This is a genomic window from Nocardioides carbamazepini, from assembly GCF_024614185.1.
GTDB classification, from domain to species: Bacteria; Actinomycetota; Actinomycetes; order Propionibacteriales; family Nocardioidaceae; genus Nocardioides; species Nocardioides carbamazepini.
The window spans coordinates 324810-344045 of sequence record NZ_JAHTLF010000003.1 but is presented as its reverse complement, the minus strand read 5'-3'; the positions used below and the strand labels follow the sequence as shown (position 1 = coordinate 344045).

Below are 19236 nucleotides of genomic sequence, written 5' to 3'. Positions count from 1 at the left end.
CTGTGATCTCCTTCTTCGCGCCTCTGGATCCTCCGTACGGTGCGCGGCCGACCGGCCGCGGCCCGGTCAGAGAAAGCGGGCCGGGTCGAACAGGGCCGGGTCGCAGCTCGGCTGCAGCGAGCGGCCGTGCACGAGCAGGTCGCGCACCAGCTCGCCGGTGGCGGCCGCGAGGTGGATGCCTCGGTGGGTGTGACCGGTGGCGAGGTAGGCGCCCTCGATGCCGGGCACCGCGCCGATGAGCGGTCGGGTGTCGCGCGACAGGGGCCGGATGCCGGTGATGTGCTGCCCGACAGTGGCGTACTTGACCGTGGGCAGCACCTCGGTGGCCCGCCGCAGGAGCTCTTCACGAGCTTCCGGACTCGGCTCGGGGTGCGGATCCGCCACCGCCTCGTCCTGGCCGACGATCCAGTTCTCCCGGTCGTCGAAGTCCCGGCCGCCCGTGCTGCCGACGCTGAGGTAGCCGTCGAGCCTGCTGATCAGATGGCCGCGGCGAGGGGTGGACAGGATGGCCTGCAGCGGCTGGGACGGCCAGCGCAGCATCAGTCGCTCGCCGCGCAGCGGACGCACGGGCACCGCGTAGCCGAGCCACTTCGAGGCGAGCGCGGCCGAGGCGCCCATGGCGAGCACGACGTTGTCGCATGCGATCGTTCCCTGCTTGTGGGTCACCCCGACCACCCGGTCGCCACGGCGCTCGAGGCCGGTGATCGTCGAAGGGAAGAGTGCCGCACCGAAGCGCTCAGCAGAGCGCATGAACGCATGCGAGAGCCGGTCGGCCGGGACCTGCAGCGCCTCGGGCTCGAATGCCGCGCCGCGGACCTCAGGGGTGATGGCCGGCTCGATCGCCCGGACATCGTCGGGGTCCAGCCAGCGAGTGTTCATGACCTCGGCCTGCCACTCGAGGTCCGCGCGGACCTGACGCTCCTCCTCGTCGTCGACCGCCAGCCGCATGGCGGGGCGGCACTGGTAGCCGGTCCTGACTCCCGAGAGGTCTTCGAGGACCGGCACGATGGCCTTCGTCGAGTGGTGCCCCCGCACGCCCCAGCGCAGGTAGTCGGCGTCGTTGAAGTCGGCCGAGATGGAGTACATCGCGCCGGTGGCACAGGTCGAGGAACCGGCCGCGACGCGGTCCTGCTCGACCACGAGCACCTTCAGCCCGGCTGCCGCGAGGTGGTAGGCGCACGACGTGCCCACCGCTCCCGCTCCCACCACGACGACATCTGGGTTCTGGTTCAACGACACGAGGCTGCTCCTTGGGTGGTCGGTAGGTAGAGTACTAGTGGTGTTCTACATGGGCGATACCAAGATATTACTCATATGCTGCGTGGCGCGTCCAGTCATGTCCGCAGGACGAACGGGTCGTCGGCGAACCCCTCGCGGGTCTCGACCCAGACGCTCTTGAGCCGGGTGTACTCCGCCATCGAGTGCGCGCTGTGCTCGATGCCGATCCCGCTGTCCTTGAACCCCGAGCGCGGCGACATGGGCGAGGTGCATCGGTAGGTGTTGATCCACACCGTGCCGGCGTCGAGGCGCGCCGCCACCCGGTGGGCCCTGGACAGGTCGGCGGTCCACACCCCCGCCGCCAGCCCGTACCGCGTGTGGTTCGCCAGGTCGATCGCCTCGTCCTCGGAGTCGACGGAGATGAACGTGACCACGGGCCCGAAGATCTCCTCCTGGCACAACCGCATGCGATTGTCCCCGCCGACGAACACCGTCGGCTCCATGAAGTAGCCCGCCAGCCCGGCGATCGAGCGCCGGTCCCCTCCGGTGAGGACGCGCGCACCCTCGGCCACCCCGAGAGCGACATACTCCTCGACCCGCGCCAACTGCTGCGCGGTGGCGAGCTGGCCGAGCTGGGTGGCCGGCTCGAGCGGGTCGCCGATCCGGATGCTGCGCGCCCGCTCGACGACCCGCTCGGCCAGCTCGTCGTGCAGCGACCGCGGGACCAGGACCCGGCTGCCGGCCACACAGCTCTGGCCGGCGGCAGCGAACACACCGGCGACGATGCCCACCGCCGCCTGGTCCAGGTCGGCGCCAGGGAACACCAGATGCGGTGACTTGCCGCCCAGCTCCAGTGTGGTCCGCACGAACCGGGCGCCGCAGCTCGCGGCCAGCTCCGAACCGGTGTGCGTACTGCCGGTGAAGCTGACCTTCGCGACCCGCGAGTCCTCCACGAGGGCCTGGCCCACCTCGCGGCCGAGCCCGGTGACCACGTTGAACACACCAGGCGGGAATCCCGCCTCCTCGAACAGGGGCGCGAGCCGCAGCACCGAGGCCGACGTGTGCTCCGAGGGCTTGACCACGACGGTGTTGCCGGCCGCCAGGGCGGGACCGATCTTGCTCGTGGTCAGCAGCAGGGGGGAGTTCCACGGCGTGATGGCCACCACGACGCCGAGCGGTTCGCGCAGGGTGTAGTTCAGGATCGCCGGATGCGGGCCCGGCACCGTCTCCCCGCACAGCTGCTCGGCGAGGCCGGCGTAGTAGTGGAGATGCGCCGGAAGGCTGGCGAGCTGACCGCGCATCTCCGACAGCAGCTTGCCGTTGTCGAGCGTCTCGGTGAGCGCCAGATCCTCGACATGCTCGTGAACCAAGCCGGCCAGCCGCCGCAGCAAGGAGCTGCGGCGGCTCTGCGGCAGGTCGCGCCAGCTGGAGTCGTGGAAGGCCTCGTACGCTGCCCCGACCGCGAGTCGCGCGTCGTCCTCGTCCCCTCGGGCGAACTCGTACCACGGCTGAGCGGAGGTGGGGTCGGTGCTCTCCAGATAGCGACCACCCCCCGGCGGCATCCACGAGCCGGCGACGAAGTGCTCGTAGCGGGGCAGCGGCCCGCCCTCGTGCGCGCGCCGCTGCGGGAGGGGTGCCGCCGGAAGCGCCGTCACGACGCAGGTCCGTCGTGGGAGGAGAGCTCGGACGGGGCGCCGCGGCTCTGGACGGCCGCGGCCTCAGGGGCGCGGGTAGGGACGTCGTCGGCGCCGGGGAACGCACGGACGCACGCGACGAGATGGATGGCGTGGGTCGGCGAGATGCTCGGCTGCGCGTGCAGTTCCGGGTCGACCAGGGCGCATTCGTCCAGCGACACCGGGCAGCGCGGTTGGAACCGGCATCCGGGAGGCAACGCCGCCAGGTCCGGCGGCTCCCCGGGAAGCTCGGGGCGCGGGGAGCTCCGCGACCGCTCCGGGTCGGGGACGGCAGCCAGCAGCGCCTGGGTGTAGGGGTGCCGTGGCGAGGAGAGGACGACGTCGGGGCGGCCCTCCTCGACGACCCGGCCGGCGTACATGACCACCACTCGGTCGGCGTACTGCGCGGCGGTCACGAGGTCGTGAGTGATCATCAGGATGGCGATTCCGGAGTCCCGCAGGTCCGCGAACAGCTTGAGGACCCCGGCGCGTAGGGACACGTCGAGCATCGACACCGGCTCGTCCGCGATCAGCACGCGGGGCTCGAGCACGATCGCCGAGGCGATGGCGATGCGTTGCAGCTGGCCTCCCGAGAGCTGGTGGGGGTAACGGCCGAGGTAGCCCTCCGCCGCGGGAACGCCGGCCCGCTCCAGTGCACCGACGACCAGCGCACGGCGCTTGGCAGCGCTCGTGGTGACGCGGTGCACCAACAATGGCTCCGCGACGACGTCCTCGACGGTGAACCGCGGGTCGAGCGCCTCGTAGGGGTCCTGGCAGATCAGCTGTATCGACCGCAACAGCTCGCGTCGCCCGCGGCCCCGCGCACTCACGAGGTCGGTGCCGGTCACTCGGACGGAGCCGGCCGCCGGCTTCAGGAGGCCCACGGCTGCCATCGCGGTCGAGCTCTTTCCGCAGCCGGACTCACCGACCACCGCCACGAGCTCCCCACCGCGCACCGTGATCGAGACGTCGTCGACGGCCCGCCGGGCTCCGTACCGCACGTCCAGGTGGTCGATCACCAGGGCGGGTGACTCCTCGCTCACTGGTCCTCCTCGGCCGGGTCGTTGTAGAGATGGCATCTGGCCTGGTGATGTCCGGACCCCAGGCGCACGAGCGCCGGGAGGTCGTCGGCGCAGGGGGCGAACCTGCTCGGGCACCGCTCCGCGAAGCTGCATCCGGGGAAGTCGATGCCGGGACGAGGCGGCGCCCCCGGGATCGAGACCAGCTCGCGGCTCGGATCCGCGAGCTTCGGGCTCGCGTCGACGAGCAGGCGGGTGTAGGGATGCGCCGGGTCGTGCAGCAGGGCCCCGATCGTGCCCGTCTCGATGACCTGCCCGCCGTACATCACGGCAGCCCGGTCGCAGACCTCACCGATGACTCCCATGTCGTGGGAGACGAGGACCAGTGCCGCTCCGGTCTCGGCGCACGCCCTCTCCAGCGCGGTCAGCACCTGCGCCTGGACGATGACGTCGAGGGCGGTCGTGGGCTCATCGGCCAGCAGGACCCGCGGCTCACAGGCGACGGCCATGGCGATCGCCACCCGCTGCCGCATGCCGCCGGACAGTTCATGCGGGTAGCGCTGAGCGACCTCGGCACGGAGCCCCACGACTTCGAGGACCCGCGACACCCGCTCGCGCAGGGAGCCTGGGGCGCCGTGGTGCTCCGGGAGGCGGCCTCGGCGATCTGTCGCCCGACGGTCAGGACCGGGTTCAGCGAGTTCATGGCGCTCTGGAAGACGACCGCGATGTCGCGCCAGCGATGCCGGCGGACGTGCTTCTCGCCGCCCCCGAGGATCTCGGTACCGTCGATCCGCACCTCGCCGCCCACCGTTGCGTTGTCGGAGAGCAGCCCCATCAGCGCCATCAACGTGGTGGTCTTCCCGCAACCGGACTCGCCGATCAGCCCGAATCGTTCGCCGTTCTGCACCGTGAACGACACGTCGCGCACCAGGTGGAGGTCACGGCCCTCGGAACGCAGCAGCACGTCGAGCCCGCGCACGTCGAGACACGGCGTCATGTCGTTCACTGCGCCTCCTGGACGGGCGTGGGCCGGCGGAACGACCGCAACCCGAGGTGGGAGACCGACAGCCGCGGGTTGGTCCGCTGCTCGAGCTGCCGTCCGATGACGGTCGTGCTGAGCAGGACCAGGCCGATGGCCAGGCCGGGGGGCAGGAGCACCCACCACGCCTCGGCGGTGATCGCACCCCGTTCGAAGGAGTCGGCGATCATCTGGCCCCACGAGGTCGTGCTGCGGTCGGCGAGACCGAGGAAGCGCAGCGCCGCCTCGAAGAAGATCGCGTGGCCGATCGCCAGTGCCGTGCTCGCGCCCAGCAGCGGCACCACCTGCGGCAGCACGTGCTGGATCAGAGTGCGTCCGTGACTGGCACCCATGGCCCGCGCCCGGCGCACATAGAGCCGCTGGCGCACGGTCTTGGCCTGCGACCGCACCACCCGCGCGGTGCCCGGCCACGACAGCAGGCCGATGATCACGATGGTGTTGACCAGGCGGGTGCCGTAGAGCGCGGCGACCACGATCATCACCGGCAACACCGGGATGACCAGGAAGAAGTCCGTGGTCCGCATCAGCAGGGTCTCGAACCACCCTCCGAAGTACCCGCTGACCAGCCCGGCGATCCCACCGAGCACGACCGTCATGACACCGGCCAGGACACCGACCAACAAGGAGACGCGCGCTCCCCAGAGCAGCTCCGCCACCACGTCGGAGCCGGCGTCGTCGAGTCCCAGCACGTGGGAGCTCGAGGGGAAGGCGTAGGGGTCGCCCACCTGGGCGCCCGACCCGGCGGGGAACAGTGCCGGCGCCAACAGCGCGCCGGCGGTGAAGAGGGACAGGACGGCGATGCTGAAGACGAGTCCCGGCGTCGGCCGCCTCGCGGTCCTGCGCGTCGAGCGCGCGGACTCGGCAAGCGCGCTCACCGGCCCGCTCCCGCACGGCGTACTCGCGGGTCGAGGAGGCTGTAGGTCGCGTCCGCCAGCAGGTTGAACAGCACGACCGAGACGGTGAACACCAGGAAGGCTCCCTGCATCATCGGGTAGTCCCGAGCCACGATCGAGTCGTAGATCGTCCGTCCCACCCCGGGCCAGGAGAAGACGACCTCGATGAGGATCGCGCCACCCACCATGGCGCCGACCGAGAGCCCGATGAGAGTGACGGTGGGCAGCAGCGCGTTGCGGAGAGCGTGCCGACGGAGGACATAGCGGGGTCGGAAGCCCTTGGCCCGAGCGGTGAGCACATAGTCGTCGCTGAGGGTCTCGACCATCGAGGAGCGCATGATCAGCGTGTACTGCCCGAACATCACCAGTCCCAGGGTCAGCGCCGGCAGGAGCAGATGACGGCCGACGTCGAGCAGCTTCTGCGCGGGGGTGGGATCGATGAGGAACTGGTCGGTCATCCCACCCGTCGGCAGCAGCCCGGAGAAGAGGAAGAGAAGCACCATGCCGACCCATTGGGGCGGGAGGGAGTACATGAACGTCGCGAGCGTCACCGCGCCGTGGTCGACCGATCGGCCCCGGTAGGCGCCGGCCAGGACGCCCAGGCCGATGCCGAGAGCGATCGCGACCAGGAGCCCCAGACCGACGAGCGGCAGCGTGTTGAGGAGGGCATCGACCAGGTTCTCCCGGACCGGCCTCCGGTTCACGAAGGAGACGCCCAGATTGCCCTGGGACAGCTGCTCCAGGTACCGCAGGTACTGCACCAGCATCGGCTGGTCGAGGCCGAACTCGCGATTCAGCTGGGCCTGCAGCTCAGCACTCCCCTGCGGGATCCGGCTCATCTGATCGACCGGATTGCCCGGCGCGAGGCGAAAGAGGAAGAAGTCGAACGTCACCGCCAGCCAGATCAGCAGGACGGCTCCCACGAGCCGCCTGCCGATCGTGCGCAGAGCACCCACCTGGCCGACCCCTACGCCGGGCGTAGCTGCGTGACCTGGTCACGCGACACGGCGTTGAAGGGCCCGAAGCCGGACATCTGGTACCCCGTCAGCTTCGAGCCCGAGGCGGCCAGGGCGTTGACGTAGACCAGCGCGAGCATCGCCCGGGCATCGAAGAAGCGTCGCTGCAGGTCGTAGACCATCCGCCGGCGCCCGTCCACGTCGAGGGTGGCGTTCTGCTCGTCGTACATCCGGTCGAACTCCGGATCGGAGTAGTGGCAGTTGTTGAAGCCGCCGATCGACGCGGTGATGAAGTGGTCGAGGACCGCCGAGGGATCCGGCGACGCAGGCAAGAAGCCCCACACGGCGATGTCATTGGTGAGGTACTTCCCGTCCGGCGCGCTGATGGCGTCGATCATCGCCGCCGCATCGAGCGTGCTGGGCTTCACCGCGACGCCGAGCTGCGTCCATCCGTCACTGATGATCTGCAGGATGCGGTCGCCGCCGGCGAGGCCGCTCGCCAGGTTGACGGTGTACGACATCTTCTCGTCGCCGGCCATCCGGATCCCGTCGGAGCCACGCTCGAAACCGAGACCGTCGAGGATCTCGTTCGCCCCGTCGACGTCGAAGGCATCGGGAACGAGGCTCGAGTCGTGCCAGTCGCCCATGGCGGGGTAGACCAGCGATCCCGCGGGCTCGCCCATCCCGAAGAGGACCACCTCGACGATGCGCTCGCGATCAATCCCCATCGACAGCGCCCGGCGGACCTCGGGCTCCAGGAGCTCGCGGTGCTGGGTCTTCTTCGGGTTGACGTTGAAGTAGACGTTGTTCATGACGAACCCGGGCGCCTGGTCGGTGGTGAGTCCCTTCCCCTCGAGCTGGTCGAGGCTGCCCCCGACCGTGCTGGGCGAGAGCAGGGCGACAGCGTCGATCTCGCTGGACTCCAACGCCTTGATCATCGCGTCCGGGGCGCCGAAGGTCACGAACCCGAGAGTCGAGATCGACTGCTTGTCGCCGTACCAGTCGGCGTGCGCCTCGAGCAGGACGATCTCCTTCGGGGTGTACTTCGTGAGCACGAACTGGCCGCCGCAGACGGTGCCTTCGTTGAACTCGACGGTCTTGAGGGCAGCGCCGTCGCCCGAGGCCGGCTCGCTCCAAGCGTGCTCGGGCAGGATCACGACCCGCGTCAACAGACCCGTCGCATTGGCGATGGGCTCGCTGTACCGCACCACCAGCGTCTCGTCGTCGGTCGCCTCGGCCTCGGTGATGCCGACGACGTACTGCGCCAGCAGTGCGGCCGCGCCCTCACGGTGCTGCACCAGCATGTTGATGGTGAACGCCGCGTCCCGAGCCGTGACGGGCTCGCCGTCGGACCACTTGGCAGTGGTCTTGAGGGTGAACGTGATCAACCTGCCGTCGGGGGCCACCTCGTAGTCGTCGGCCAGGTCCGGCTCGACAGCGAAGTCGTCGCCCTCGAGCCGCAACAGGGTGGGGTACAGCAGGTGCGTGGCGATCACCGCCGCCGCGCTCTGCTGCACGAACGGGTTGAGAGAGTCCATCTCCGAGGTCAATCCGATGCGGAGCGTGGCGGCGTTGCCGCCCGACGACCCCGAGTCACCGCAGGCGGCCAACAGCGAGGGCAGGCCGACGACCATCGCACCGCCGACGCCCATGCGGAAGAGCATGGAGCGCCGTGACAACACGTGCCCGGCCACATCTGCGATCCCGTCATGCTTCCTGACCACGAACATCCCCTGCCTTCTTGTGTAAGCCGGGCGAGGCCTGCTTGACACCGACCCGGTGATCCGTTGACGCCCCTGGGGGCCGGTTAGGTGTAGCTGATGTCTCCATCCGCGACCGCGACCCCTTGCGAGACGTCGGCGGTCACGGCGACCAGATCGGCGAGGAACTCGTCCACCAGCTCGTCGTCCACGGCGTCGCAGGTCAGATGGATCAGTGGCGGATGAGCGACGCCGAAGACCGACCATCCGCGTCCCGAGAGGCCCTGGCCGATCTCGGTGATGTCCAGCTCCGCAGCCCCGATCGCGACCAGGGACATCTCGCTGCCCACCACGTGCAGCTCGGGAATCTGCTCGACCGCGGCGATCACGCGGTCCCGCACGGCCATGGTCCGTTGCGCTGTCCGCAGATATCCGTCGCGGCCCAGGTGACGGAGGACCGCCCAGGCACCGGATATCGCGCCGGCCGGCCGGGAGCCGACGAACGCATCCGTGCGGTAGAGACCGTTCGACCAGTCCTCGGTGCTGAAGCCCTGGAACCGCCGCAGATCCGGACTGGCGTAGAACAGCGCCGAACACGGCTTGGGCGCGTAGCCGTACTTGTGCAGATCAAGGCTCACCGACGACACGCCCTCGACGTCGAACGCGAACGCCGGAACGGGATATCCCAGATCGCGCACGAACGGCGTCATGCACCCGCCGACACACGCATCGACATGCAGCCAGAGGTCTCGCTCACGGGCCAGCGCGCCCACCGCGGCGATCGGGTCGTAGACGCCGTGCGGCCACGACGGCGCCGAGGCGATCAGCGCTGCGGTGCGGTCGGTGATGGCCGCCTCCATCGCGGCGAGGTCCACCCGGTACTCGCCTGTGAGCGGGACCCGAACCAGGCGTACGCCCAGGAAGTGGCAGGCCTTGGTGAAGGCGGCATGCGCTGAGAACGGTGCGACGATCTCGACGTCCGCCTCGTCCCCGTGACGTTCCCGGGCCCACTCACGGATGGAGTGCACGGCATTGAAGATGCTGTCCGAGCCACCCGAGGTGAGGACACCGCAGTCGGCGGTCGTGTGGAGCTCCGACGCCCAGGCAGCCAGCAGCTCGTCGTGCATGAGCTTGAGGCTGGGCAACACCCGGGCGAAGAGCCCGTTGATGCTGAAGAAGCGCTCGTACCCGCGCCGAGCGGCCTCCTGGATCTCGTCATTGCCGCGCAGCGAGAACATCCCGAACCGGCCCTGCCGAACCGGAGGGACCTGGTCGTACAGGGCATTCAGCATGTCCTCCACCTCGGCGAGTGGCGCTCCCCGCTGCGGGAACGTCTCGTCAGGGGACTGGTGCGACGTGGGCTTCAGCGACACGACGGCGGCTCCTCTCAACGGGCTTAGTGGAATCTAACCGATGGATGAGTAATATGTCACTAGTGTATTGGATGGTGGGACGCCAGGCGCCTCCGCGACGCAGGTCCGCCGTCGTCCGCCCGCCAGGAGGAAGCAGGCGACGGCCACCGTGTTAGGCCGGTGATGTCGAGCCGCTATCCTGCTAGGAGCGCGGCACCCCGCGCGGGGTGCCGCGTCCGGTGAGGTCGGAGCACCCAGGGGCGTCCGCGCCCGCGACATCTGCACAAAGGGAGTTCACTGTGTCCACACCAGCCGCGAAGGCGACAGGACCGGCGGCCGCCAAACCGCGGCTGGCCGACCAGGCCTACGAGCGCCTCGTCGAGCTGGTCGTGTCCGGCCTGCCGGCCGGCTCCCGCCTGTCCGAGACCGAGCTCGCGACCACTCTCGGCATGTCGAAGACTCCGGTGCGCGAGGCCCTCCTGCGCCTGGAGTCCGAGGGACTCGTCTCCCCCATTCCTCACGTGGGGTACCTGATTCCCCACCTGTCCTACTTGGAGTTGCGTGAGGCACTGGAGGTGCGCGAGGCGGTCGAGGGCTACCTGGCCATGCTCGCGACCGACCGGATCGGCGATGCCGAGCTCACCGAACTACGAGAGACGTTCGACGAGACGGCGGCGCGACTCGGCGACGACCCTGCCGCGGACATCGAGGCGATGAAGCGGGTCAACGACCTCCTGCACGGAACGATCCTGCGTGCCGCCAACAACGCGAAGATGGAGCAGATCCTCGCCACGGTGCGCAACCAGGTGAACCGCGGCATCAACGAGCTCATCGGCAAGGACGAGCGCCGTTACCGGCTGTCCTTCGACGAGCACGTGACGATCCTCGAAGCACTCGAGTCTCGCGACCCGGCGCAGGCCGAGAGAGCCATGCGCACCCACGTCGAATCGGTCAACATCCACATCCTGCGTCGCTTCCGCTGAGTCGCGCGGCCACGGCGTCCCATCATTGGAATGCCGGTAGGATATGACTACGATGACACCGTCGTGGTCGATCTGTTGACGCGCTTTCGTGAGGAATGGACCTGTGGAACTCATCTGCCGGATCGATGATCTGCCGGGGTCCCCGGCGCGGACCCGCCCCAGCGCCCGGCCCCCGCTCAGGGTCGGGCTCGTCCAGCACAGGTGGCGCGCCGACGCCGCGGCGCTGCTATCCGCGCTGCGAGGTGGCGCCGAACAGGCTGCCCGGGCCGGCGCCGGCGTGGTGTTCTTCCCTGAGCTCACCCTGGCGAGATATCCGGCCGCCGTCCGCGGAGGTCACCGACCGGTGGATCAGGCCGAGTCGTTGAGCGATGGGCCCACGATGGCCTTCGCCCGCGAGACCGCGCAGCGACTCGGCATCTTCGTCCACGCCTCGCTCTACGAGCGTGTCTCCGGGGAGGACGGCCTCGGATACAACACCGCCTTCCTGGTGGACCCCGAAGGGGATCTGGTCGGCCGCACCCGCAAGCTCCACATCCCGGTCACCGACGGCTACTACGAGGACACCTACTTCCGGCCCGGTCCTGCCACCGACCCGCACCCGGTCTACGAGGTCCCGCGGCTGAGCGAGTGCCGGATCGGCCTGCCCACCTGCTGGGACGAGTGGTTCCCCGAGTTGGCGCGCGCCTACTCCCTCGCCGGCGCCGAGGTCCTCGTCTACCCGACCGCGATCGGATCGGAGCCGGCACACCCGGGCTTCGACACCCAGCCGCTGTGGCAGAGCGTCATCGTGGCGAACGGCATCACGGCCGGCACGTTCATGGTGGTTCCGAACCGGACAGGCGTCGAGGGCCCGCTCACGTTCTACGGGACGTCGTTCATCTCCGACCCGTATGGCCGCGTTCTGGCACAGGCTCCACGGGGAGCCGAAGCGGTCGTGGTGGCCGATCTCGACCTCGACCAGAGGCGGGACTGGCTGGAGCTCTTCCCGTTCCTGACCACCCGCCGGCCCGACACCTACGGCGCGCTGCTGGCGCCCGTCGAGCCCGGCCGACCTCTCGGCGCGATCTCGGATCGCGTCGACAGGTGAGGCGGGGGCGCGTCAGCCGCAGTCGACGACGAAAGAAGCCCGCGGGTCTGCTCAGCGACCTCCCACGTGCCGACCCGGCCGATCGGGAACGGCGGCGGTGCCAGCGGTCAGCACGAGCGGCTCGCCCTCATCCGGGGTCACTGCCGTCCGTCGGCGGGCGGGACGCTCAGGCGTGGGCGTGCAGAGGCTTGCCCGCGAGCACCAGGGCCGCTTCACCCAGCGCCTCGTTCTGGGTGGGATGAGCGTGGATCAGGGCAGCGACGTCCTCGGGGTGTGCCTCCCACCCGACGATGAGCGCTGCTTCGCCGATCTGTTCGCCCATCCGGCTGCCGATCAGGTGGACACCGACGACCGGCCCGTTCCGCACGCGGACCAGCTTGGCGCTGCCGGCGGTCCGCAGGACCTGGCTCCTGCCGTTGCCGCCCAGGTTGTAGTCGACGACCTCGATGGCGTCCTGACCGTACTGGTCGCGAGCCTGCGGCTCGGTGAGTCCCACGCTCGCGAGCTCCGGCTCGCAGTAGGTGACCCGGGGGATGGTCACGTCGCGGACCGGTTGCGGAGTCAGGCCGGCGATCTCCTCCGCGACGAAGATGCCGTGGGCGAAGCCGCGGTGTGCCAGCTGCAGGCCCGGCACGAGATCACCAACGGCATAGACACCCTTGACGGTGGTCGCGAGACGCTCGTCGGTCACGACCCAGCCACGGTCGAGCCGAACTCCGCCCTCGGCGTACCCGAGCCCCTCCGTGCGCGGCGCGCGGCCCACGGCGACCAGCACGACGTCGGCGTCGAGGGTCGAGCCGTCGTCCAGGGTGACCGTCGCCGCGCTCTCGGACTGTACGACGCCCGTGAGCCGGGTCCCGGTCCGGAAGGCGATGCCGCGCTTGCGAAACGCTCGTTCGAGTTGCTTGGAGAGCGAAGGGTCCTCCAGTGGCACCAGCGTCGGCAGTGCTTCAACCACCGTCACTTCGGCACCGAACGAGCGCCACAGGCTGGCGAACTCGACGCCGATCACCGATCCGCCGACGACCACGGCACGCTGAGGCACCTCGGGCAGTCGAAGTGCTTCGTCGGAGGTGAGCACTCGTCCTCCGATCTCCAGCCCGGGAACGCTGCGCGCAGCGGAACCGGTCGCGAGGACCAGGCTGCGGCCTTGATACCGATCGCCGCTCACGTCGATGATGCCTCCGCCCTCGGGAAGGGTCTGGGCGAGGCGACCGTCACCCTCGACGATCGCGACGCCGGCGGACTCGATCAGCCCCCGCAGACCCTTGTGCAGCCGATGGACGACAGCATCCTTGTACGCGTGGACTCCGGGCATGTCGATGCCGTCCAAGGTTGCCCGGACGCCGAACGTCCTCGCCTCGCGCGCCGCGTCCGCGACCTCGGCGGCGTGCAGGAGCGCCTTGGTCGGGATGCAACCGTTGTGCAGGCAGGTGCCGCCCAGCCGGTCCTTCTCGATGAGCGCGACGCTCATGCCGAGCTGGCTCGCGCGGAGGGCGGTCGCATATCCGCCGCTGCCTCCGCCCAGGATGACGATGTCGAACGTGGTGGTGGTCATGGCTTGCCTCTCAAGCTGATGGCGGCGTGCAGGGCAGCGGGGGCGCGCGGTGCTCAGTCCTCACGCCTTGAAGGTCTGCTCGACCTTGTAGACGTCCACGACCCGGTTGAGCAGCTTGCCTGCACGCTCGAGGTCGTCCTCACGCTGGAGGGAGAGGACGAGGGCGATCCGCATCACGGGTCCGCGGACGTCCTCGAGGCCCTTCACCGCGCGATGGTCGAACCTGCTGAGGTCCGCGACGAGCCGCTCCACGGCGAACTGACGGACGGTGAACGTCTGCAGCACCCGTGAGCACACCGCCAGGTCGGCACGCGCATAGACCGTCAGCACGACCAGCCCCGCCACTCCTTCGCCCGGATGGGCGAGCGTCACTCCCGGGCTCATGCCAGTGCGAAGGCCTCACTGGGGTCGGCGAGCAGCCGGCCCAGCGTCGCCAGGACGTTCGAGCCGAGCTCTCCGTCGACCAGGCGATGGTCGAAGGACAACGCGAGCTGGGTGACCTTGCGGACCTCGATCCGGCCGTCGACGACCCATGGCATGTCGCGGACGTTGCCGAAGGCGAGGATGGCGGCCTCGCCCGGGTTGAGGATCGGCGTTCCGGCGTCCACACCGAGGGCGCCGATGTTGGTGATGGTGATGGTGCCGCGCGCCATCTGCTCCGGTGAGGTCTTGCCGGCGCGAGCCGTGGTGACGAGGGCCTCGATCGCGTCGGCAAGCTCGCGGAGGGCCATCCGGTCGGCGTCCTTGACGTTCGGGACGATGAGGCCACGAGGGGTGGCGGCGGCCAGCCCGAGGTTCACATACCGCGGCTCCACGATCTCCTGCGCGCCCTCGTCCCAGCGCGCGTTGATGCCGGGGTACGTGCGAATGGTGAGCAGGAGCGCTCGGGCGACGAGCACCAGCGGCGTCAGGCGGACGCCGGTCCAGCGCCGGTCGGCCTTGAGGCGCGCGAGCAGGTTCATGGTCTCGGTGACATCGACCGTCAGGAACTCCGTGACGTGGGGCGCGGTGAACGCCGACGCCGTCATCGCCGCAGCGGTCGCCTTGCGCACGCCCCTGATCGCCGTGCGGACCTCCCGATCCGGATCCGTGGGACGGCTCGTCGCCTGCGCTCCGTCCGGCGCATCGCGGGCGGTGGCGGCAGCTGCTTCGACGTCGCTGCGGGAGATGACGTCCCCGTGTGACGGGGTCACCGACGCCAGCTCGACGCCCAGCTGGCGGGCGAGGAGCCGCACGGGCGGCTTGGCGCGCGGCGCGCCCGCGACGTACGTCGTGAGCTCGACGTTCGCCGTGGGCGCGACGTTCGCCGAGGTCGGCGTCGTGGTGGGGGCGTCCGCCCGACGCGACAGGCGCCGGGTCCGCGCGACGGCGGGCGCGGGCCCCGTGCCCACCAGCACGAGTGGCTGTTCGTCCTCGCCGTCGGCACCACCCTGTCCCTGCTGCGCCGGCGCGACGGGCGGGGTGCTCGTCGGCTCGGTCTCGGCATGGTCGGCGATGCTGACGATGACCGTGCCCACGGGGACGGTCCGACCGACCTCGACGTGCAGTGCCGTCACGGTGCCGGCCGCCGGGGACGGCAGCTCCACGACCGACTTCGCGGTCTCGATCTCGACGAGCGTCTGGTTGACCTCGACGACGTCACCGACGCTGACGTGCCACGCCAGGATGTCCGCCTCGGTCAGTCCTTCGCCGACGTCGGGGAGCTTGAAGTCGAACACGGTGCGGGTCTCCTAGAAGTTGAGGCTGGTCTCGACGGCCTCGAGCACGCGGTCGATGTCCGGCAGGAAGTCGTTCTCCATGTGCGCGGGCGGGTACGGCAGGTTGTAGGCGCCGACCCGGAGCACGGGGGCCTCGAGGTCGTAGAAGCAGGACTCGGTGACGGTCGCCGCGATCTCGGCGCCGATGCCGAGGAAGGTCGAGGCCTCGTGGACCACGACCATGCGGTGGGACTCGGCAGCCACCTTGCGGAGCGTGGGGACGTCGAGCGGCGAGAGCGACCGGAGGTCGACGACTCCGATGGAGAACCCGTCCTCCCGTGCCGCATCCGCGGCAGCGAGCGCGGTGGCCACGGTCGGTCCGTGCGCCACCAGCGTGCAGTCGCTGCCCTCGCGGAGCACGGCTGCCTCGTGCAGCGAGCGCGTCGGCTCGGTCGAGACCTCGCCCTTGTCCCAGTAGCGGCGCTTGGGCTCGTAGAAGATGACAGGGTCGTCGGAGGCGATGGCCTGCTGGATCATGTGGAAGGCATCGTCGGGGTTCGAGCAGGAGACCACGCGCAGTCCGGCGGTGTGCGCGAAGTAGGCCTCGTTCGACTCGGAGTGGTGCTCCACCGCACCGATGCCACCCCCCACGGGAATGCGGATCACCACCGGCAGCGAGAGCCGGCCCCGCGAGCGGGCACGCATCTTGGCGAGCTGGCTGACGATCTGGTCGAACGCGGGATAGACGAACCCGTCGAACTGGATCTCGCAGACGGGTCGGTAGCCGCGCAACGCCAGGCCGATGGCGGTACCGACGATGCCGGACTCGGCGAGGGGGGTGTCGACGACGCGGTCGGCTCCGAACTCGCCGACCAGGCCGTCGGTCACCCGGAAGACGCCGCCGAGGGTGCCGACGTCCTCCCCCATCACGACGACCTTGTCGTCACCTGCCATGGCCGCGCGGAGACCGGCGTTGATCGCGGCGCCGAGCGAGTACGTCGTCGTCATCTCAAGCCACCGTCCGGTCTCGACGGCCGAGGAACTCGGCCTTCTCGCGGTCCATGACGGGATGGGCCTCGGCATAGGTCTGGTCGAACACCGCGGCGAGGTCGTCTCCGCGCAGTGCCTTGCACTGTTCACGGACCGTCGCGGCGAAGGCCTCCTCGCGCGCGGCGAGATCCTCGAAGTGAGCGTCCTCCACCCCTGCTCGGCGCAGGAAGCGCTCGAGCCGGACGATGGGATCCTTCTTCAGCCACGCGGCCAGGTCGTCCTCGGTGCGATAGCGCTTGGGGTCGTCCGAGCTGGAGTGACCGGCGAGCCGGTAGGTCTGCGCCTCGATCAGCGCCGGGCCCGCTCCACCGCGCACCTGCTCCGCGGCGTACTGCGTCACCGCGTGCACGGCCATGGCGTCGTTGCCGTCGACGTGGTACCCCGTCACTCCGAAGCCTGCTGCGCGAACGTGGAGCGGGGTCCGCATCTGGGTGTGCGTCGGCGTCGAGATGGCCCACTGGTTGTTCTGGCAGAAGAAGAGGACCGGCAGCGAGCCGGCGGCGGCCCAGTTGAGTGCCTCGTTGACGTCTCCCTGGCTCGCCGACCCGTCACCGAAGTAGGTGAGGACCACGTCGTCGGACCGGTCCATGCGGACGCCGGCGGCGTAGCCGGTCGCGTGCAGGGTCTGGGTCCCGAGTACCAGGGAGTTGATGTGCACCTTCGACTCGGCGGGATCCCAGCCCGAGTGGGACACGCCGCGCCACTGACGCATGATGTCGGCGGGGGCGATCCGCCGGCACAGGGCGACGGCGTGCTCTCGGTAGCTCGGGAAGATCATGTCGGAGTCGCGGACGGCGCGGACCGAGCCGACCTGTGCGGCCTCCTGGCCCCAGCTCATCAGCCACAGGTGCAGCTCCCCCTGGCGCTGCAGCGCGAGCGCCTCCGAGTCGAGACGGCGCGCGAGCACCATGTCGGCATGCATCTCCTGAGCGAGGTTCAGGTCGATCCCGATGCTGACACCGAGCGCGGTCGGCTCTCCGTCCTCGTCGATCAGCTGGAAGGGTGGGACGGAACGAGGGTCGTCCTGGCGAGCGCCGAGCACGGTGGCGAGGGCAGTGGACACGGCGCCTCCTTCCGGGTCGCGGTCAGCGGCGGGCAGACTCACGGTGAGTGTCATTGCTTCTCCTGTCGGAGTGTGCGGACAGGGCAGGTCGGGTCAGGCCCGCGCCGCTTCCAGGCGACCGGCGACGATGCGCCGGGCCGCCTCCCAGGTGGTCACGTCCTGGTCGCCCGCGAGGTGGAGGATCTCGCGGGTGGTGTCCGCGACGTGTCGCACCTTGCTCTCGACCTCGTCGCGGGTGGCACCGGTCAGCTCGCTGCCCACCTGGATCAGGCCCCCGGCGTTGGCGACGTAGTCGGGCACCCACTGGATCGATCGCCGTCGGAGCAGCTCCGCGACGTCGCGGTGGAGCAGCTGGTTGTTGGCCGCGCCGCACACGACGCGAGCGGAGAGCGTCGCCACCGTCTGCGGCGTGAGGCTGGCTCCGAGCGCACACGGCGCGTAGACGTCGAGGTCCTCGACCAGAACCGACGAGACCCGCTCCACTGCCGCAGATCGCGCGCCGATGCTGTCGAGAGCGTCGGGGCGCGGATCACAGACCACGACCCGCGCGCCGGCGTCGAGGAGCATGTCGACGAGGTGGCGTCCCACCTTCCCGACACCCTCGACCCCGACTCGCCTGCCGGCGATGCCGCTCTCGGCCCAGGTCGCGGTTGCGGCTGCCTGCATGGCGCTGAACACGCCGAGTGCCGTCGAGTAGCCGCTGTCTCCCGAGCCTCCAGCGCCGACACTTCGCCCGACCACGTAGCGGCTGGTGCGACCGATCACGTCGAGATCGTCGGTGGTCGTGCCGACGTCTGCTGCCGTGTAGTAGCGCCCGCCCAACGACTCGACGAACCTGCCGTACGCCTCGAGCAGCTCCTCCGACCGGTCTGTCGCAGGGTCACCGATGATGACGGCCTTGGCTCCCCCGAGAGGCATGCCGGCGACAGCCGCCTTGCGGGTCATGCCCTCGGAGAGACGGAGCACGTCCGTGATGGCGTCGGACTCGTGCCGGTAGGGGAAGAACCGCGTGCCGCCGAGGCCCGGCCCGAGCGTGGTGTCGTGCAGCGCGATGATGGCGCGCAGTCCGGTGCGCCGATCCCGGCAGAACACGACCTGCTCGTGCTCGGCGTCCCGGAGGTCGTCATCGCGGTCGAAGACCCCGAGTCGCTGAACCTGTCGATCTCGTACTTCTGTGCTCATGGCTGAAGCTCTCTTCGAAGGTGACGGCATGGCTTGTGGCTGGCCGTCCGGTGAGTCCCAGCGGATCGCGCTGGTCATTTCGATGAGAAGAATCGCCTACTGCCGCTCAGTTGGTCAACAGAATGCAAGACAACTGCGCATAGTGTGTTGCTAACGACCCGGGACGAATGCGGAGACTGTCACGATGCCAACGATCGATCGACTGGACGCCGAGATTCTGCGGCTGCTGACGGACGACGCCCGCGCGGGCGTCGCGGAGATGGCGGAGCGGTTGAGCGTCAGCCGCAACACCATCCAGCTGCGGATGAGCCGACTGGTCGACCAAGGGATCTTGAAGGGCTTCAGGCCGGTGATCGACCTCGCCGCGATCGGGATGCCGGTCCAGGCGTTGGTCAGCGTCGAGCTCGACCAACGCCTGCTCGGACCGATCGTGCACGGACTGGCCCAGCTCCCCGAAGTGATCGAGGTGAAGATCCAGGCGGGACGGGAGGACATCTTGGTCCACGTGGCCATCAGCTCGCTGGAGGCGCTCCAGGTCCTGACGGCATCCATCGTCGCGATCGACGGGGTCCGCAAGACGAACTCGACCTTCTCCGTCGCGACCCCCGTGCCCTTTCGCGTCCAACCACTGCTGCACAAGCTGACCGAGGACACCGGCTGGGGCCGCTCGACGCCGGCGCCGGCGTCCGAGGCTCCTCGAAGCCGAAGCCGAAGCCGAGGACGTACGACGTAGCGCGATGTCCATCGGCCCGGCGGTTGCGCGCCG

At 69.7% G+C, this 19236-nt stretch carries 17 protein-coding genes and 1 pseudogene; 3 read left to right on the top strand and 15 right to left on the bottom strand.

Annotated elements, in window-relative coordinates; all coding sequences use genetic code 11:
- Positions 1-66 precede the first annotated feature (66 nt).
- The 9 genes and pseudogenes from KVF89_RS02180 to KVF89_RS02145 all read right to left on the bottom strand — a co-directional run bounded on the left by KVF89_RS02180 (position 67) and on the right by KVF89_RS02145 (position 9790).
- Positions 67-1239, bottom strand: coding sequence for an NAD(P)/FAD-dependent oxidoreductase (locus KVF89_RS02180; protein ID WP_257422950.1), 1173 nt, complete (start codon positions 1237-1239; stop codon positions 67-69).
- Positions 1240-1334: 95 nt separating this feature from the next.
- Positions 1335-2873: an aldehyde dehydrogenase gene (locus KVF89_RS02175; protein WP_257422948.1), complete on the bottom strand. Its 1539-nt coding sequence runs from the start codon at positions 2871-2873 to the stop codon at positions 1335-1337.
- Positions 2870-3934 carry an ABC transporter ATP-binding protein gene (locus KVF89_RS02170; protein WP_257422947.1) on the bottom strand — a complete coding sequence of 355 codons (1065 nt, stop codon included), beginning with the start codon at positions 3932-3934 and terminating at the stop codon, positions 2870-2872. The genes KVF89_RS02175 and KVF89_RS02170 overlap by 4 nt, the downstream gene beginning before the upstream one ends.
- Positions 3931-4530 carry an oligopeptide/dipeptide ABC transporter ATP-binding protein gene (locus tag KVF89_RS02165; RefSeq protein WP_372497839.1) on the bottom strand — a complete coding sequence of 200 codons (600 nt, stop codon included), beginning with the start codon at positions 4528-4530 and terminating at the stop codon, positions 3931-3933. Before KVF89_RS02165 ends, KVF89_RS02170 begins: the two co-directional genes overlap by 4 nt.
- 44 nt (positions 4531-4574) lie before the next feature.
- A pseudogene (locus tag KVF89_RS30555) lies at positions 4575-4907 on the bottom strand (ATP-binding cassette domain-containing protein); the annotation flags it as partial.
- A 5-nt stretch (positions 4908-4912) separates the two neighbouring features.
- Positions 4913-5824, bottom strand: a complete 912-nt coding sequence (locus tag KVF89_RS02160; RefSeq protein ID WP_257422945.1) for an ABC transporter permease — start codon at positions 5822-5824, stop codon at positions 4913-4915.
- Positions 5821-6798 (bottom strand): ABC transporter permease, encoded by a 978-nt coding sequence (locus tag KVF89_RS02155; protein WP_257422944.1) that lies wholly within the window; start codon positions 6796-6798, stop codon positions 5821-5823. Before KVF89_RS02155 ends, KVF89_RS02160 begins: the two co-directional genes overlap by 4 nt.
- Positions 6799-6809: 11 nt before the next feature.
- Positions 6810-8450, bottom strand: coding sequence for an ABC transporter substrate-binding protein (locus KVF89_RS02150; protein WP_257422942.1), 1641 nt, complete (start codon positions 8448-8450; stop codon positions 6810-6812).
- A gap of 155 nt (positions 8451-8605) precedes the next feature.
- A complete protein-coding gene (locus KVF89_RS02145) occupies positions 8606-9790 on the bottom strand; it encodes a pyridoxal phosphate-dependent decarboxylase family protein (RefSeq protein ID WP_257422940.1) in 1185 nt (394 codons plus the stop codon).
- Between the two features lie 359 nt (positions 9791-10149).
- Here KVF89_RS02145 and KVF89_RS02140 point away from each other — a divergent pair, with 359 nt between their 5' ends.
- Both KVF89_RS02140 and KVF89_RS02135 read left to right on the top strand, forming a co-directional pair.
- The gene (locus KVF89_RS02140; protein WP_257422938.1) at positions 10150-10833 is read left to right on the top strand and encodes a GntR family transcriptional regulator; all 684 of its coding nucleotides are present in this window, start codon (positions 10150-10152) and stop codon (positions 10831-10833) included.
- Between the two features lie 88 nt (positions 10834-10921).
- Positions 10922-11920: a nitrilase-related carbon-nitrogen hydrolase gene (locus KVF89_RS02135; protein WP_308212697.1), complete on the top strand. Its 999-nt coding sequence runs from the start codon at positions 10922-10924 to the stop codon at positions 11918-11920.
- 166 nt (positions 11921-12086) lie between these two features.
- Here KVF89_RS02135 and lpdA read toward each other — a convergent pair whose 3' ends face one another.
- The 6 genes from lpdA to KVF89_RS02105 all read right to left on the bottom strand — a co-directional run bounded on the left by lpdA (position 12087) and on the right by KVF89_RS02105 (position 18470).
- Entirely contained in the window at positions 12087-13478 is a 1392-nt protein-coding gene (gene lpdA, locus KVF89_RS02130; RefSeq protein ID WP_257422935.1) for a dihydrolipoyl dehydrogenase, read from the bottom strand.
- A gap of 60 nt (positions 13479-13538) precedes the next feature.
- Positions 13539-13862, bottom strand: a complete 324-nt coding sequence (locus KVF89_RS02125; protein ID WP_257422934.1) for a hypothetical protein — start codon at positions 13860-13862, stop codon at positions 13539-13541.
- On the bottom strand, positions 13859-15196 hold the full coding sequence (locus KVF89_RS30330) for a dihydrolipoamide acetyltransferase family protein (RefSeq protein WP_257422932.1): 1338 nt from the start codon (positions 15194-15196) through the stop codon (positions 13859-13861). Before KVF89_RS30330 ends, KVF89_RS02125 begins: the two co-directional genes overlap by 4 nt.
- Before the next feature lie 12 nt (positions 15197-15208).
- Positions 15209-16183, bottom strand: a complete 975-nt coding sequence (locus tag KVF89_RS02115; RefSeq protein WP_257422930.1) for an alpha-ketoacid dehydrogenase subunit beta — start codon at positions 16181-16183, stop codon at positions 15209-15211.
- Between the two features lies 1 nt (position 16184).
- Positions 16185-17288, bottom strand: a complete 1104-nt coding sequence (locus tag KVF89_RS02110; protein WP_257422928.1) for a thiamine pyrophosphate-dependent enzyme — start codon at positions 17286-17288, stop codon at positions 16185-16187.
- A gap of 93 nt (positions 17289-17381) precedes the next feature.
- On the bottom strand, positions 17382-18470 hold the full coding sequence (locus KVF89_RS02105) for a Glu/Leu/Phe/Val dehydrogenase dimerization domain-containing protein (protein WP_257422926.1): 1089 nt from the start codon (positions 18468-18470) through the stop codon (positions 17382-17384).
- A 184-nt stretch (positions 18471-18654) separates the two neighbouring features.
- Here KVF89_RS02105 and KVF89_RS02100 point away from each other — a divergent pair, with 184 nt between their 5' ends.
- Positions 18655-19203: an Lrp/AsnC family transcriptional regulator gene (locus tag KVF89_RS02100; RefSeq protein WP_257422924.1), complete on the top strand. Its 549-nt coding sequence runs from the start codon at positions 18655-18657 to the stop codon at positions 19201-19203.
- Positions 19204-19236: the final 33 nt, after the last annotated feature.